This window comes from Xenorhabdus sp. PB61.4 (genome assembly GCF_963894935.1).
GTDB classification, from domain to species: domain Bacteria; phylum Pseudomonadota; class Gammaproteobacteria; order Enterobacterales; family Enterobacteriaceae; genus Xenorhabdus; species Xenorhabdus stockiae.
The window spans coordinates 24,295-40,425 of sequence record NZ_CAWQJR010000155.1; the positions used below are offsets into that span (position 1 = coordinate 24,295).

General features: G+C 43.1%; 13 protein-coding genes. 1 reads left to right on the forward strand and 12 read right to left on the reverse strand.

Annotated features, from left to right (window positions below; all coding sequences use genetic code 11):
• Positions 1-68: 68 nt before the first annotated feature.
• The 5 genes from AACX68_RS10065 to AACX68_RS10085 all read right to left on the reverse strand — a co-directional run bounded on the left by AACX68_RS10065 (position 69) and on the right by AACX68_RS10085 (position 7,021).
• The gene (locus tag AACX68_RS10065) at positions 69-1,031 is read right to left on the reverse strand and encodes a TauD/TfdA family dioxygenase (protein ID WP_228859027.1); all 963 of its coding nucleotides are present in this window, start codon (positions 1,029-1,031) and stop codon (positions 69-71) included.
• Positions 1,032-1,172: 141 nt separating this feature from the next.
• Positions 1,173-2,351, reverse strand: coding sequence for a pyridoxal phosphate-dependent aminotransferase (locus AACX68_RS10070; protein ID WP_228859028.1), 1,179 nt, complete (start codon positions 2,349-2,351; stop codon positions 1,173-1,175).
• A gap of 77 nt (positions 2,352-2,428) precedes the next feature.
• Positions 2,429-3,610 (reverse strand): arginine 2,3-aminomutase, encoded by a 1,182-nt coding sequence (blsG, locus tag AACX68_RS10075; RefSeq protein WP_099121668.1) that lies wholly within the window; start codon positions 3,608-3,610, stop codon positions 2,429-2,431.
• A 468-nt stretch (positions 3,611-4,078) separates the two neighbouring features.
• Positions 4,079-5,605, reverse strand: a complete 1,527-nt coding sequence (gene abgT / locus AACX68_RS10080) for a p-aminobenzoyl-glutamate transporter (protein WP_228859029.1) — start codon at positions 5,603-5,605, stop codon at positions 4,079-4,081.
• Positions 5,606-5,695: 90 nt separating this feature from the next.
• Positions 5,696-7,021 carry a M20 family metallo-hydrolase gene (locus tag AACX68_RS10085; RefSeq protein ID WP_228859030.1) on the reverse strand — a complete coding sequence of 442 codons (1,326 nt, stop codon included), beginning with the start codon at positions 7,019-7,021 and terminating at the stop codon, positions 5,696-5,698.
• A 128-nt stretch (positions 7,022-7,149) separates the two neighbouring features.
• Between AACX68_RS10085 and AACX68_RS10090 the strand changes: the two genes are divergently transcribed.
• On the forward strand, positions 7,150-8,043 hold the full coding sequence (locus tag AACX68_RS10090; protein ID WP_228859038.1) for a LysR family transcriptional regulator: 894 nt from the start codon (positions 7,150-7,152) through the stop codon (positions 8,041-8,043).
• A gap of 22 nt (positions 8,044-8,065) precedes the next feature.
• Here AACX68_RS10090 and AACX68_RS10095 read toward each other — a convergent pair whose 3' ends face one another.
• The 7 genes from AACX68_RS10095 to AACX68_RS10125 are packed head-to-tail and all read right to left on the reverse strand — an operon-like array spanning position 8,066 to position 15,574.
• On the reverse strand, positions 8,066-8,713 hold the full coding sequence (locus AACX68_RS10095; RefSeq protein ID WP_228859031.1) for a Qnr family pentapeptide repeat protein: 648 nt from the start codon (positions 8,711-8,713) through the stop codon (positions 8,066-8,068).
• 15 nt (positions 8,714-8,728) lie between these two features.
• The gene (fhuF, locus tag AACX68_RS10100) at positions 8,729-9,469 is read right to left on the reverse strand and encodes a siderophore-iron reductase FhuF (protein WP_228859032.1); all 741 of its coding nucleotides are present in this window, start codon (positions 9,467-9,469) and stop codon (positions 8,729-8,731) included.
• 1 nt (position 9,470) lies between these two features.
• Positions 9,471-10,286 carry an ABC transporter ATP-binding protein gene (locus AACX68_RS10105; protein WP_228859033.1) on the reverse strand — a complete coding sequence of 272 codons (816 nt, stop codon included), beginning with the start codon at positions 10,284-10,286 and terminating at the stop codon, positions 9,471-9,473.
• Positions 10,286-11,338, reverse strand: a complete 1,053-nt coding sequence (locus tag AACX68_RS10110; RefSeq protein WP_228859034.1) for a FecCD family ABC transporter permease — start codon at positions 11,336-11,338, stop codon at positions 10,286-10,288. The genes AACX68_RS10105 and AACX68_RS10110 overlap by 1 nt, the downstream gene beginning before the upstream one ends.
• A gap of 3 nt (positions 11,339-11,341) precedes the next feature.
• Positions 11,342-12,352 carry a FecCD family ABC transporter permease gene (locus AACX68_RS10115; protein WP_228859035.1) on the reverse strand — a complete coding sequence of 337 codons (1,011 nt, stop codon included), beginning with the start codon at positions 12,350-12,352 and terminating at the stop codon, positions 11,342-11,344.
• Complete coding sequence (locus AACX68_RS10120) at positions 12,339-13,397, reverse strand: iron-siderophore ABC transporter substrate-binding protein (protein ID WP_228859036.1); 1,059 nt, start codon at positions 13,395-13,397, stop codon at positions 12,339-12,341. The genes AACX68_RS10115 and AACX68_RS10120 overlap by 14 nt, the downstream gene beginning before the upstream one ends.
• A 20-nt stretch (positions 13,398-13,417) precedes the next feature.
• Positions 13,418-15,574 carry a TonB-dependent siderophore receptor gene (locus AACX68_RS10125; protein WP_370630287.1) on the reverse strand — a complete coding sequence of 719 codons (2,157 nt, stop codon included), beginning with the start codon at positions 15,572-15,574 and terminating at the stop codon, positions 13,418-13,420.
• Between the last annotated feature and the right edge of the window lie 557 nt (positions 15,575-16,131).

The window sequence follows — 16,131 nt, forward strand, 5'->3', positions numbered from 1 at the left end:
ATCACTCAAATACATCAAGATTTCAGGCAGCAAAAATTCCCCTCAGTGCCCATACTTAAGGTAAAAACTTAAGGCAACACGTTGATGCGGCCGGGTAACGACAAGTGTTTAAAATCCCGTAATCTCGTTAAAATCTGGGTACGCTTCAACCAGCGATCAGTGCCGTCATATCTGGGTTGGTACGCTTTGCGGCCATGAGCACAGCGGTAATTATCGATAAAGGCAATTTCACCGGGGCTTAAAACCAGATCAAATACCGCCGACTCAGCTAATGCCTCCAGTTCAGCCACCGCCTCAAGTTCTTCGGTATCCAACGCGGCTTTATCCATATACAGAGGGTCATAGCGCATATGAATATGATCGCCGCTGCCCGTCAGGACAGGACAAACCGTATAATTTTCATCCCGCTCTTCTTTTGACAAACACGGACGATCGTTAAAAATACGGAATTTGTTTTTCTTGAGAATAGTGACGGTTTTTTCACTAAGTTTGGAAAAATCGGGAACTGATACGCTGGTAGGGATTCGGTAAATATTACGAATACACATAAAACCGAGATAATCTGCACGATAGTCCAGTGAGGTATCTTCGGTATGCAGTAATAGATCGACAGAACCCGTACCTAATTGCTTTCCGGCGTCTTGCTGGATTGGGAAGATCTCCTGCACCAGTTTTCCGTTTTGTAAATCGGAAAAACCGACAACGTCACCGCATAAGCTCGACATCAAACAGCAGTAGTAATCATAATGACCGTTTGTATTGGAAACGTCCTTCCAATGGTTCGGTGTTGCCCCCATCGACTCGGACATATCAGGGTATCCCTTTATAACAGCTAGCGGGTAACCCTGATGGCGGAATTTTTTGACTTCAATACGTAATCGGGTGGGTAATGACTCGACCCATTCAGGCAAGCTGTGAACAAATGCCTGATCATCAGTAGAGTGATAACGTTCTTGTAAATTTCCGATGAGTGCCTGAATCTCATCAACTTCTGAATGAGATAATTCAATGGAATATATCGCCTGATTCATTCTTGTTAATCCTTATGGTTATCAATTATACACTTCGTCTTTCAAGCTGCCTCTTTGTTGGCTGCGCTCGCTCACCCCGGTCGCATAGATATCTATGTGACCGGGAATTCTCTCCCTTGCCGCCGCGATGCATCCTGAAATTCATTGTGTATAGCGCAATACATTTGCGATCCGTTCAAACCCCTGCTCAATGGCATCCATGGGCGCAGCAAAAGAAACTCGTACGTGTCCACGATACAGACAGGCTTCTGCCGGGATCAGGGCTACCCCTGCATGAGTGAGCAGATATTCACAGAATTGAGTGGCATCACGACAACGATCATTGAGGTATTTTTCAACATTGGGGAACAGATAAAATGCACCGGCAGGAAGCTCACAATCGAAAAGCTCGCGGGTATATCGGTATGCCCGATCCCGGCGTTGTTTGAGTATCTCTAACCTTTCCTGATAAAAATCTTTGGGCATTTCGAGCGAGGCAATTGCACCATACTGGGCAAAAGTGCAAACATTATCGGTCATATGACCATGCAGGTCAGAGACTCTGTTGATTAGTTCAGGGTGAGCTATCATGTAACCAATACGGTAGCCCGTCATGGCAAAGCTTTTTGAAAATGTTTGCACCGTGATGATGTATTCATTGTCATCAATGGCAGCCAGACTATGATGTTCACCATCAAAGACAATTTGTTCATAGGCTTCATCAGATAACATGAAAATCTGTTTTTCTTTGACGATTTGGCACAGGGTCTGTAATGCAGCTTTCGAGTAAACAGCTCCGGTCGGATTATTTGGCGTATTGATAATGATAAGTTTGGTATTTTCGGTAATGGCCTGCTTTATTTTTTCAACATCCAGATCAACACCAATATTTTCAATTAATACCGCTTTCCCACCGGCTAATTTGACTGCTTCAAGATATGTTGCCCAACAGGGCACGGGAATAATGACTTCATCACCGGGATTAATGACTGTCTGTAAGATTTCATAAATAACTTGTTTGGAGCCATTGGTTACGATGACATTTTCAGGCGTCGCTTTAATCCGGTTATCTTCAAATACTTTTTGGCAGATTTTCTCTCTTAATTCAGGTTCACCGTTGAGCCAGCTATAACGTGTCCTGCCATCTATCAATGCCCGGATGGTCTCATTAACAATCGTAGCCCCGGTACTGAAATCCAGCTCACCTTCATTCAATCCAATAATGTCACGACCTTCACTTTTCAATTTAGCAACGATATCTGCCAGCCCTACCGTTACTGAGGCATTAATATTCTTTGCTCTACCAGCAATGCGGGATGAAAAAGGATTCTCTTGTATCATTATGAATATCTCAGTTAATTAATATAACAATGCTTAATCTTTCGTTTTAAAAACCGATAGCCTACAGATCGCTCTTTTTATAAATCGACAGTCTTAGAGGGAATAATTTCACTATTACGATATTCAGAGGGATAATCATTCAAATCTGAGGGCGGTTTGATATATTCAGTAATATCCAAAGAATCCTGTTTATAATTCCTCGCCGTTACACGACCATCTTCATGAGCGGTAACATGTGCCCGGTTAACCGGTAATTTGCCTAATGTCGTTGTAACGACATACTGCGGCACGCTAAAACCGGTCTCGAACCCTACCATCGCATCCATAATTTCCTGTCCCTTCTCCAGAGTGGTCATGAAGTGAGAAACACCGGATACGTTATCGCAATGGTACAAGTAATAAGGACGAACCCTGATCCTCAAAAGCGCCTTGAGTAGTGACCGCATCGTTTCTACATCGTCGTTGATCCCTTTTAATAAAACGGACTGGTTTTGCACAGGGATGCCATGTCGCAATAATCGATCACAGGCAGCAGCCGCTTCTTCGGTCACTTCTTTCGGATGATTAAAATGTGTGTTAACCCAGATAGGATGGTACTTTTCCAGCATCTGGCAGAATTTTTCTGTCACTCTTTGAGGAGCAAATACGGGATAACGGGTTCCGATACGGATAATATTAATGTGACTGATGCTCCTCAGCCTCTTAATAATCGCTTCAAGAAACTTGTCATAATGTATTAAGGGATCACCGCCCGTCAGCAGAACATCATCAATTTCGGGATGGCTCTCAATATAAGCGAAGTCTTCTTCATAAGATGCGGCAAGATCAGAACCAAAATAGGTGCCACTGACATCTGTGGTATGAAACTTTCGCGTACAATGGCGACAATAGACAGGGCAAGTATCCGAAACCAGTAAAACAATTCTATTCGGATATTTATGTACTACTCTGGCTGTTTTGAGGTTGGCTGTATCTCCTACCGGATCATTATCAGAATTTTCCGCTACGTTCATTTCTCTTAAATGAGGAATAGTCTGTAATCGAATGGGGCAATTCTCATCATGCTTGTCCATAAGCGAAGCGTAATACGGAGTGCTCTGCCACAGATATTTTCCTTTAACAGCCTCTATGGCTTTTCTTTCTCCGTCAGTTAATGCCACCCATTTTTCCAGCCCTTCAGATGTTTTAATTAAGTTACGTAACTGAAACTTAGGATCGTTCCACTCCTCGTCACTGAACGATTCTTTACTTAAGAACATACCACCTTCCTCATATACTTTTATATTCTTTATTAAGTGTGAGTCATGCTTCAAACCACGACAGTAAAATTTAGAAACAGGCGTAATAAAATAGCTATCACATCGAAAACCAGAGGAATAACTCACGAAATGAATGTGGGCATAAATAATAATGAGTGTTTTGATAACGTCTGGATAGCATTTATTAACAACAACAAGGCGTAATATAAATAAACCCTGCAATATTGCAGACTTTAAAATATATCGCCCCATTAAAAACAAATCATACTTTCAAAAAAAAATACCCGTTCAAAATAAACACGCCATTTAAAATAAAATACCCTATATAAAAAATGAATAATTACTCTTTGCCGAACTCTGGAATAACAGGAATAAATAGATTGGGAGGGTTATTTTACTGAGGATAAATGAGAGGACAAAGCCTCTCAATGGAGATCAGATTAAGTTAGAACCACTACATATTAGTCATTAATTTAATATTGGATAAATACCCGGTCCGATAGGTAATCCGGCAAAATACCATCCGATAAGCAACAACATCCAGACGATAAAAAATACCAGAGGATAAGGCAGTACCAGCGTATAGTAAGTGCCTAAGCGGGCATTTTTATAATAACGCTGGAGAAATCCTAAAAAGAGAGGCAGAAAAGGTGACATCGGTGCCAAAGGGAATACAGCAGAATCAGAAATACGAAAGATGATCTGCGCAAAAGCAGGATGAAAGCCAAGCAAAATAAACATCGGCACAAAGATAGGCGCAAGAATCGACCAAATGGCTGAACCACTCGCAATAAACATGCACAAAAAGGAAGATAAAAACATCAGTCCGATAAAAGCAGGCGCGCCAGTCAGCCCCAGTGTTTCCAGCAGGCCAGTAATACCAATGGCCATAAATTTCCCCATATGACTCCAATTAAAGAAAGCAACAAACTGAGCCAAAGGGAAAACCATCACAATGAAACCCGCCATGCTTTTCATCGGGTCAACGAGCAACTCCGGAATATCGTTAGGTGTTTTTATTTGCTGGGTAAAAACACCATATGTAATAGAAACGACAAAGAAAAACAGAATAATCAGCGGCACAATCCCTTTTATAAAAGGTGACGGAAGGACTGAACCCGTCAGAGGATCCCGCAACAACGCATTTTCAGGAATCACCAGCAACCCAACAATAGCGATGAAAATCAGGGCAGACAGTCCGGTCATTAACAATCCGCGATTTTGTTGTGGCGTGAGTTTTTCTAGTTTTTCCTCGCTATTTCCTTCCCAGGCAGGTAAACGTGGCTCAATAAACTTATCCGTCAGAATTGCTCCCGCAATCGTCAGTACAATCACGGATGTTGCCATAAAATACCAATTATCAATGACACTGACATGCAGGTTAGGATCAAACATTTTAGCCGCTTCAGTGCTAATGCCAGACAGCAAAACATCGGTTGTGACAATCAAGAGATTTGCCGTAAATCCTGATCCTACCCCCGCAATTGCTGCCAGTAATCCTGCCACTGGATGTCGCCCAACAGCAATAAACATCAGTGCTCCCAACGGTGGCATCACAACAAGTGCAGCATCCGACGAAATATGGCTAAAAAAGGCGATAAACAACACCATATAACTGGCATAACGTTTATTGATACCCATCGCCATTTTATACATCAGAGCTCTTAACAAACCGACTTTGTCAGCCAGCCCGGCACCAATGACCAGCGCCAGAATAGCTCCGAGAGGGGTAAAGCTACTGAAATTTTTTACAATATTAGGCAAAATCCATTGTATTCCCTCAGCACTGAGTAAATTTTTAACCCTGACCATTTCTCCATCTATCGGGTTTTTTACCGCCAAATCAAACCAGGATAAAATAGCGGTCGCAATCATTAACACGGCAATCAGATAGATAAATAAAACAAAAGGATTCGGAATTTTATTTCCTACTTTTTCAATCCATCCCAAAATATATCCCGGACTCTTATTTACAGATAGAGAGGCCTGATTCATAGTTTTTCCTCTACATTTGCTGACATTGTGATGTTGTATGCGGTTATGGCTGGATGCAGGTTTGCCCTGAACAGACAAGCCTAATAAGCGTTATTGGTGACGCTGAGCGTCAAAATCAGGTAGGTGAATGGTGATTGTTGCCAGTGTCTTCACTGCAATTGCCAGTACATCTTCATTAAAATCAAACTGCCCATGATGATGGCCTGCACTAAGTTCAGTACCGAAAATAAGGTAAGAAGCCAAACCTCCGTTTGCTTTAACCCGCTCCATAAAATAAGTTGCATCTTCTGAACCTACGGATTGACGACCGCTTTTAACAACAGATGAAAGCTCAGGGACATGCTGTTGAGCCTGCTGATAAATAAAATCGACCCATGCCGGACTGGGTTTACTACTTTGCGCTGCCCCCATTAGCTCGATTTCATACTCCACATTCTGCATTTTTGCTGCGCCTTCGATAACACCGAGGGCATGACCGTAGATAAATTCGTTGATTTCATTCGTTTCACCACGGGTTTCCACTTTCATTAATGCATAATCAGGAATCACATTACGACCAGTACCAGCCTGTAATACACCAACATTAATGCGCGAAATACCTTTGCTGTGATGAGAAATTGCATGCAGTCCTACCGTAGCCTGAGCCGCAGCCAACAAAGCGTTTTTTCCTTCTTCCGGCTTTCCGCCCGCATGAGAAGCAGCCCCGCGATAAGTGACATCAATTTTGGTCGTTGCCAGAAAACTATCATTACCACAAACTAATTCACCCATAGGTATACCGAGACCAATATGAATGGCGATAAAAAAATCAACATCATCAACAACCCCGGCTTCGACCATTGATTTTGCCCCTCTTGTCCCTTCTTCTGCGGGCTGAAATATCAGTTTGATTTTTCCTGTGAGCCGCTCTTGATATTGTTTCAATATACGCGCGAGTCCCAGCCCGATAGCTGTGTGACCATCATGGCCGCAGGCATGCATCATATGCGCATTACAGGAAGAAAAATCTTCAGCATGAGGGCGATGAACATGAGTCTGATCTTCATTCAAATCAAGTGCATCCATATCAACCCGGAATGCCAGTGTGGGGCCTGCTTTTCCGGTATCCAGTGTTGCGACAATGCCAGTAAAACCACCGGAAAAATGCGGCAACCATTCTACCTTCGCGCCCTGTTGGATGGCTCGCTGTTCTTGCTCCTGTAATGTATGTACTGAAGGCAGCCCCATTCTCGCATCGGCTTTAATCACCTCCTTCCCCATTTTCAGGCTATAACCTAACCGGTGTAGCTCATCAGCAACAAGGGTCGCAGTTCTGAATTCAACCCAGCCTGACTCAGCGAAATGGTGAAAATCACGACGCCAGTTTTGTAGTTGTCCGGTGATTTGCCGAATAGATTCATTCAATAAAGTTTGCATATTACTATCTCTTTTAGTTATCACATCAGTAGTCTGTTTTAATTAATGTAGACAAGAAGCTCAGCTTCAATGAGATACAATTAACTTCATCTATATAACTAATAGTTATCGCAAAAGAGAAAATAGTGATGCCAATAAAACTCAATCAGTTACGGGCTTTTGTTGAAATTAGCCGCTATGGCAGTATTCGAGCTGCAAGCCGAACCCTGTCGCTTTCGCAACCTGCTTTAACGAAATCGATTCGTGAATTGGAGGATTCACTGGGGGCAAAATTATTTATACGCAGTAATCAGGGTATTCATTTAACAGAGTGCGGGCAAAGTTTTTTATCACGTGCCAGCTTGATACTTGAAGAGTTGAGAATTGCTCAGGAAGATATTCAGCAACGTATTGGCTTACTCGGTGGTGTCATCAATATTGGTGTTGCTGGCTGCATTGTCCGCACAATCATGCCACAAATCATTACACAATTTCATCGCAATTACCCCACTGTCAAATTACGTATTGTTGAAGGGCAATTATTGGCTATGTTACCCCAACTCAGGCAAGGTGAACTGGATTTCTCTGTGAATACCTATTATCCCGATAGCACGGATGCAGACCTCAGCTTTGAGAAATTGATGGAAAAAGAGTACAAAGTGATTGTGCGTAAAGGGCACCCCAAAGAGCATGCAACTTCTTTAGAAGAGTTATCTGATTGCGACTGGACCATGCCAACACCAAAAGGCACTTATTATCGCCAATTGTTTGAAAGGCTTTCATTAATGGAGAGGCCTCCTGTCTTCAGCGTCACATGCGAAACATTAACGTCTTGCATGAGCCTAGTCGCCAAAAGTGATTTTGTGACCATTGTCGCTGTCGATTTAGCAGATGATGCACTGTTTCATCAGCAATTTGTCGCCCTAGATCTTAAAGAACAGCTCCCGTTAGCCATGTTTTGCCTGATTCGTCGCAAAGATACCAATTTAACCCCCGCCGGGGAGCATTTAGCCAGACTGTTTCGGATGTATTGCCGTGATTGACCGCCTGACATGCTTCCTGCTGCTAGCCAATGACGATAATACCAAGCTGTTCCATAATCTCTGCAACCTGAGAGGGTTCTAGTTTAACCCCCTGAAAATCCACTCGCCGTATATCAATTTCACCCAAAACAGAATTGGTCAAATCACAATGAGTAAAGTTTGCTGCACACCAATCAAAAGCGGTAAATTCCCCGCCAGACAGATCTGAGCCACTGAACGTTGCCCCTAAAATATGAGTGCCATGCCATCGGTTTTCCCATAGTTCACATTTTTCGAGTACCACATCAGACAAATTTGCATAGCTTAAGTTACTTTTGGTGATATAGGCTGAACAAAACCGAATTGTAGGACTTACGATATTCATGAAACTCACACCACGAAAATCAGCGCCTTGCAACCGACATCCACAAATTTCTATCCCCAGTGCATTGGCATATCTGAAATCCACCATCGATAAGTCACAATTTTTAAAACTGGCATCTTTCAAAATAGCGTGTTTAAAATTACAGCTCAGCTGATTTTTGGATTCATAAAATAAGCAATCAATAAACTGGCTGTCTGTTAAATCAGCATATGAGAAATCACAATTAAAGAAATGCGTATTTTTAACCACCTGACCACGAAATTGATCTTTTTCAATCCGTTTTTCCCGGAAATGGATTACTTGCATAACACCTCCTATTTATTAACCAATTTCAAGTGGGCAATCACGACAATTCCCTACTCCCGGTAATTTATTCCGTTGGCAACAACAGCGACGCTGCATAATGTTATTTCTTAATATCACTGTACGATATAATGGATTATCTCTGCCATCGGGTAATTTTGCTTCAAAGAAAAGATTATTGACCAATATTTCATATTGTCCATCACTCATTCTTTCTTTAAAGTTACTTAAATACCAATACATCACATAACCAATATTATTCCATAGCAAACGCCCATTAATTCCTTTATAAGATTCAATCTTTTCACAGACCGGAATAATATGACGATCCAATAAAGCATAATAGCGTTCCAGTAAGGATAGAGGCTCATCCATCCAGGTTAATTGATAGTAAACCATATCAGGCCGGCCGCTTTCATGAAATTCAACCTGAAAAAGATTATAATCAGCATCTGCCGCTTGAGGGTATTCCAGCAACATTAGCATCATCGGCGGAACAACGATGCCGAAATACCACTGTGCCCATAAAGAATAAAGCCCTTTATTATTCGGCTTCTGAGCACTATTTGCATAATACTCATTATGGTAACGTTGCATTAATAATAAAAATTCTTTTTCATCCGACCATTGGTGAAATACCATGCTACCTTCTGGAATGTTTTCTGCATTCACCTTCATTGATGAATTAAAATGGCTGAATGCGCTGTCGAATAAACTAACAATATTATTAACATCTACTTCTGACGTTATCTGAGTCATTCTACCCCCTTCCATTATATCTCGGAATAATTAATGGCTTATCCGATTCAGGATCACGGATAATACGACATGCCAGACCAAATACATCGGCAATGCTCTGCTCCGTGATAATTTCTTCAGGCTTTCCTTCCGCATAAATATGGCCACTCTTCATCATAATTAATCGGGTGGCATAGCGCAGTGATAAATTAATATCGTGTAAAACCAATACCAATGTTTTTCCCTGCTGATGTAAGCGTTGGCATAAATCAAGCATTTCGATCTGATGGGAAATATCCAGATAAGTCGTCGGCTCATCCAACAGAATAATCGGCGTTTGCTGTGCCAGTGTCATGGCAAACCATGCCCGCTGACGCTGGCCTCCTGAAAGTTCGCTGACAAATTTTTCCGACATATCCCATAAATCGACAGCCTGTAAGGCTTCTCTGACAATGCGTTCATCTGTTTCTGACCATTGCCGCAGGAAAGTCTGATAAGCATAGCGACCGCGGGAAACAAGGTCATAAATCGTCAACGCTTCCGTCACAATTGCCCCTTGGGTTAACAGTGACAACTCACGTGCAACCGCTTTTGGCTTATAACGATGGATATTTATTCCATCAAGTTGAATTTCACCTTGTTGTGGCTGCATACTTCGGCTAATTGCCCGCAGCAACGTCGATTTTCCACACCCATTAGGGCCAATAATAACGCTGAATTCGTTATCGTGGATTGCAAGGTTAATATCTTCAATAATCGTTTTTTTACCGTATGCCAGTGAAAGACTCCGGGCTTTAAGCCGCGAAGTCGCCTCTGGGGAATTTACATCCGATGGCATTATCGTGTTCTCCTTAATTCTGCATACAGTAAATACATCAAGTAAATTCCTCCAATCACCGCAGTCACTAAACCAACAGGCAAACGTGCCGGAGTTGGTAAGATTAGGGTAATAAAATCAGACAGCAGCATCAGTAAAGCCCCAACTAAAGCTGAGCAAAATAATGCGGCGCCTTTCGCATGGACTAACCGACGGGCAATTTGCGGCGCAGACAGGGCAATAAAAGAAATGGGGCCGACAACTAATACTGACATTGCAGCGAAAATGACAGCCAGTAATATACTGATAATCTGGATAAGGCGTACGGGCACACCCAATGTATTAGCTATATCGTCACCAAAATGGGTATAACGTAATTGCCTGCCCAGCCAAAATAAAACGGGAGTAAAAACAACCAACCCACTAATAATTGCCACATCCCGCCATCCCCTGCTGGCAAGGCTACCACTCAGTAATGCACGTATTTGCTGAGCCTGTTCAGCACGAATATTTGAAACAGCAAAATCAACGATTGCCATACAGAATGCAGCGATGGCCACGCCGGATATCACGATTTTACCTGTTTGCATTCTGCCAAGCCCTGCACCATTACCGAGATAAACCAGCAATACTGCGAGCCCGGCACCTGATATTGCCCCTACAGAGACTGGCAATACATCAGGCCAGACAAGCAATGCAACCATAATTCCCAGTGCGGCACCCGCATTGATACCAATGATGTCCGGACTACCAAGTGTGTTACGGGTCGTCAGCTGAAAAAGCGCTCCCGAAAGTGCCAGAGCCATTCCGGCCCCTATTGCTAACAATGCTCTGGGTAAGCGGATTTGCAATAAAATAAATTCCTGATAGGAGTTTCCTGTCCCCAGAAAGGGGTTATCCATCCCTTCCCTGCCGGATGCTAAAGCAAGATAGAAAAGTGCCACCAGCAACAACAGAATGAGCGTGATTATCTTACTCGTGTGCCATGATGGGCTGATGAATATAGCTCTTCCCAGAGAGAAAGTTCTGACAGTTTGTTGCCTTATTGGCCTCGGTGAATAAATCTGAGTCATGCTCTATTCCACCATAATTTTTTGGGTCCGGTTTTTAGCAACCAGATAAAGCAACGGAGCACCAATACAGGCGGTAATAATGCCGACCATGATTTCTTCAGGCGATATTAATAACCGCCCCACAACATCCGATATCAATAACAGGCAAGGGCCGGCAAACAGGCTGTAAGGCAACAACCAACGAAAATCACTGCCTACCCATGCCCGCATCAGATGTGGTGCTGCCAGACCAATAAAAGCAATTGGGCCAGCCATTGCTGTCGCTCCGGCCGCCAACATCGTGGCGCTTAATAGTGACAGAATACGGGTACGGGCAACGTTAGCACCGAGAACGCCTGCAATTGCCTCCCCAAAAACCATGACATTTAATGAAGCACTGAGTGAAAGCGTCAATACAACCGCCACTAGCAGGTAAGGTATCAGTAAACTGGCCTCATTCAGCGACATCGCACTTAATGAACCCACAGTCCAGAAACGGTAACTGTCCATTACCTGTGCATTTATCAATACCACTCCCTGTACAACTGCAAACAGGCAGGCATTGATAGCCGCACCTGTCAGAACCAGCCGTACAGGGTTAGTATTACGGGCACCGCCGCTGAGTAAATAGAACAATAAGGTTGATAAACCCGCGCCAATAAATGCACTCCAAAAACGGGAGAATCCCTCTAGCGCCGGAATGAAAGAGAAAAAAACCACGGCAACCGCCGCTCCCGCATTAATTCCTAATAACCCCGGATCCCCCAACGGATTGCGCAGCAAACCCTGAGTGACGGCTCCCGCGAGAGCCAATCCGGCTCCGGCCATCAAGCCAATAAGAGTACGCGGTTCACGGGCATTGATGACTAAATCATAGTAGCTGCCCTGATCACCCTGCCAGTAATGCAGCCAGACTGCTGACATCGGTATTGGTTTCGATCCCAGACTCAGGCTGGCAATAATGCAAAGACAGGTCAGCAAGGCCATCAATGCCAAACCCAATATACGAACCTTACGCCGTTTAGGGTTTTTCATGTTTTGCTATCTCCTGCTTCAGCAATGGCATAAATTTGGGTAGTCCCCAACGCAAGCTCAGTGGTGAGCCATAAGACATCGACATCACAATAGATTGATCGGTCATTGGAATATATCCTCCCTGACGAACCGCCCTGATTGAACGAAACAAAGGTTGTGCTTCCGTCTGCTGGCGCTCTTTTTCACTGCTATACCAAGTCACCAGAATATCTGCATCATTAAGCAAATCCGCATTTTCCAAACCAATGTTGGCTGTAAAACTGCCAAAAGGCGCGGTCAGGGAATCAGCCAATGGAAGTAAGGACAAACCAAGATGGACAAGGGTATCTACGCGTGGATCATTTTTGACGTAAATAGATAAGGTGTTACCTGTTGTTCCTGCTTTGATATATGCAAAAGAATAACGGTCTATATCAGGGATCGTACTTCCTGCCTGAGTCAGAATAGTATCCAGTTCGGTACTGAGCTTTTCTCCCTGTGGTATTTTATCCAGTGCACGGGCGACTAGTTCGATCTGTTGCCGGGGTGTTGTCTGCCACGGTTTATGTGGATAGGCAACGACAGGCACAAAATGAGACAGATGATCATAATTTTCCTGTGTGATACCTGATTGTGTTGCCAGAACCAGATCCGGTTTTAATTTGATGATCTTCTCAATATCCAGCTCCGGATACATTTCGATAACCGCGGGGAGTTTTGCTCCGCGTCGCTCTACTTCCTCCCTGAACCAAGGCAAATATCCGTCCGCATCACCACCCCAGCGATGCGATTCAACACCTACAGGAATAACGCCAAGATCTAATAAAATATCTTCAGTACCGGTTCCCAGCGCTACAACGCGTTGCGCTGGCTGGTTAATTACCGCAGTTCCCAACTCAGTCGTAATCGTCTTAGGGTAGCCAGTGGTATTTTTCTGTAACGCGTCTGCTGGCGCTGGCTTATCACAACCTGCCAATAAACCGGCCAGCAGTACCAACGGTACGACGACCCATATTTTGCAATGTGTGTATATTTTCTGTATCAACATTAATGGATAAAAATGCATCGCCGCTGTCCGTTAATGAGTTAGAACTTATAACGTAAAGTCGCTGAGACATTACGTGGTTCACCATAGTAGTACTGGGTGTAGCTACCAAATGAGGTGTAGTATTTTTTGTCGAACAGATTATTCAGATTAACAGTCAGGGAAATATCCGGAGTGAAATGGTAGCGTCCCATCAAATCAACCGTGGTAAAGCTACGTTGCCCATCTTCACGTATGCCGTCTGGGCTATTAAGCTCCAACCGTGTTTTACCCTGCCAGTTAACACCACCACCAAGAGTCAGGTCGCTCAGGGCATCAGGTAAGGTATAAGTCGTGAATAGCTTGAACAAACGGTTTGGTTTATCTGTATTGGTACGTTTACCGTCAGGCAATGTAGCGCGGAATTGGGTGTACCCAGCGTAAATACGCCAGTTATCGGTAATCTGACCACTGACTTCAGATTCAAAACCACGGGTTTTTACTTTATTAACGACAGAATAAACAACCGAGTTCTTTGGAATAGCCGGATGTCTCTGTGGGGAATTATCACGGATAGTGTAATTATTTTGATGGATCTCGAAGAGAGCCAGAGAATAATCAAGACCGTTATCAAAAGCGACACCTTTCAGACCCAACTCGTAATTTTCTCCGGTAACTGGCTTCAGCAGTTGGTTATCACGGTTAATCCGGCCTTCCGGCTCAAAAATTTTGGTATAACTACCATAAACGGAGAAATCGGAAGTGAGGTTATAAACTAATCCACCATATGGCAAAAATTCATTATTGTAGGTGCCATTCTGCGGTGTACCAAAATTATCACCACGGGTTTTCCAGTTTGTGATACGCCCACCAAGAATCAGCGTTAATGGATCGGCTAATGATAGCTGAGTAACCGCATAACCCGCTGTTTGCTCTATGTAGCCATCTGAACCATTATCTCGGGTTTCACTCCAGATTGGCTCAGGATAATCCCATGAAGGCTTAGTGAAATCACCCAGTGGATATTTATTACAGCTAAAAGACGGCTTCATACATGGAGCATAGTAATAGTCATTCCTGAAGTTCTGTTTTTGGTAGTTCAAACCAAAACTAGCGTGATGAATACGCCCCAGTAATCCGTAATTACCATTGACCTGTAAATCAACATTGCGCTGATGTCGGGTTCCATCGATCAATGTTATATTTCCCGGATACATTCCCTCATTAGTCGCCCGATCAGGAAAACCCGTTGCCCATAATACTTTTTGATCAAGGGCATTATTGTCATAAGTAAAGGTTCCTTTCACCCCCCAGCCATTATCGAATTTATGTTGTAAGCTGGTAAAAACAGAGGACGAACGGACTTTTGAGAATGCCCAATCAGGTGCATAACTGTTACTACGTTTATAGTCAGTTTTGCTGCCATCTTTAAAATAAATCGGCAAACCACCAAACATTCCGCCACGGGTATGGTTAATCTGATAATCAGCACCAATAGTTAGCAGAGTATTCGCTGTCAAGTCAGCTTCAATAATGCCGTAGAATGGGTATTTCTCGTGCTGGTCACGATCAATAAAAGAGTTGGAACGCTGGTAAGCTGTGACAAAACGGCCTCTAATTGTGCCGCTTTCATTTAATGAGCTGGATAAATCAAGGCCTGTTCGCCATTTATCCCAGGAACCACCTTCCAAAGTAACTTCACCACGGAATTCTTTGGTTGGGCGTTTACGGATCACATTCACTGCCGCAGAAGGTGTACCCGGCCCCACCATCAAACCCGCAGCACCACGCACAACTTCCAGACGGTCAAACATGATGGTATCCATCAGGTTATCACCGTAATTAAAGCGAATGTCATAAAAGGTTGGTACGCCATCACGCAACATATTTCTGACCGTCATTCCCCTTGACGAAAAGGTAAAGCGATCGCTGTCAGCCTGATTCACTGTCATGCCTGTGATACTACCGATGGCACTTTTCACACTGTCCAGATTCTCATCTATCATCAACTGCTTAGTCATCACACTAACACTTTGTGGCGTTTCACGTGCAGATAAATTCAGGCCGGTTGAGGTTACCATTGAAGTCGTATTGTACATCTCGCTGTCTTCAGTGACCCCTTCATGCCCCGGAGTTCCTGCTATTACGACAATTTTATCATTCTGCTCATGTCCTTCTTCCGCTATTGCCGTACTGTTCCCTGTAATAAGCAGCGGGATTAGGACTGAAAGTAATTTTTTCTTGGTTAAATGATTGCGATGAGAAATTGTGTTAATCACTCTTTTTTTGTCCTGTTATCAAAATGATTTTCTATTATATTTTCTTCAATTTTTTGATTATTTCTCTGAACGGTAACCACTTATTTTTCCTTAGATAATTCAGGAGCTGAGTTCAGTTTCGGTGTACGGCAAGATCATGTAATAAAATCTTTCATTCATATCCATTACCACATCTTTTATTCATAAGAGACACGCTTTATAGAGTGACAATTTATATAAGCCAGAATATCGCCCTCCAATTCCGGATATTAACTGTGGTTCATCAATAATGTTTTTATTTTAGCGAATGATAATTAAAATTATTATCATTAACAACCATGTTACTGCAAAGGTTTTATACATAACGCATTTCAGGATAAATTACGGCAACCGGGAATGATTGGGATAAGCAGCCTTAGCTAGCAAAAGAGACAACTCAAAAGACGAAGGAAATGGGTAAAGATAGGCTCGAAGATATAACATAAGGAACCTGAATAAATTTCAAAAATAAATAATTT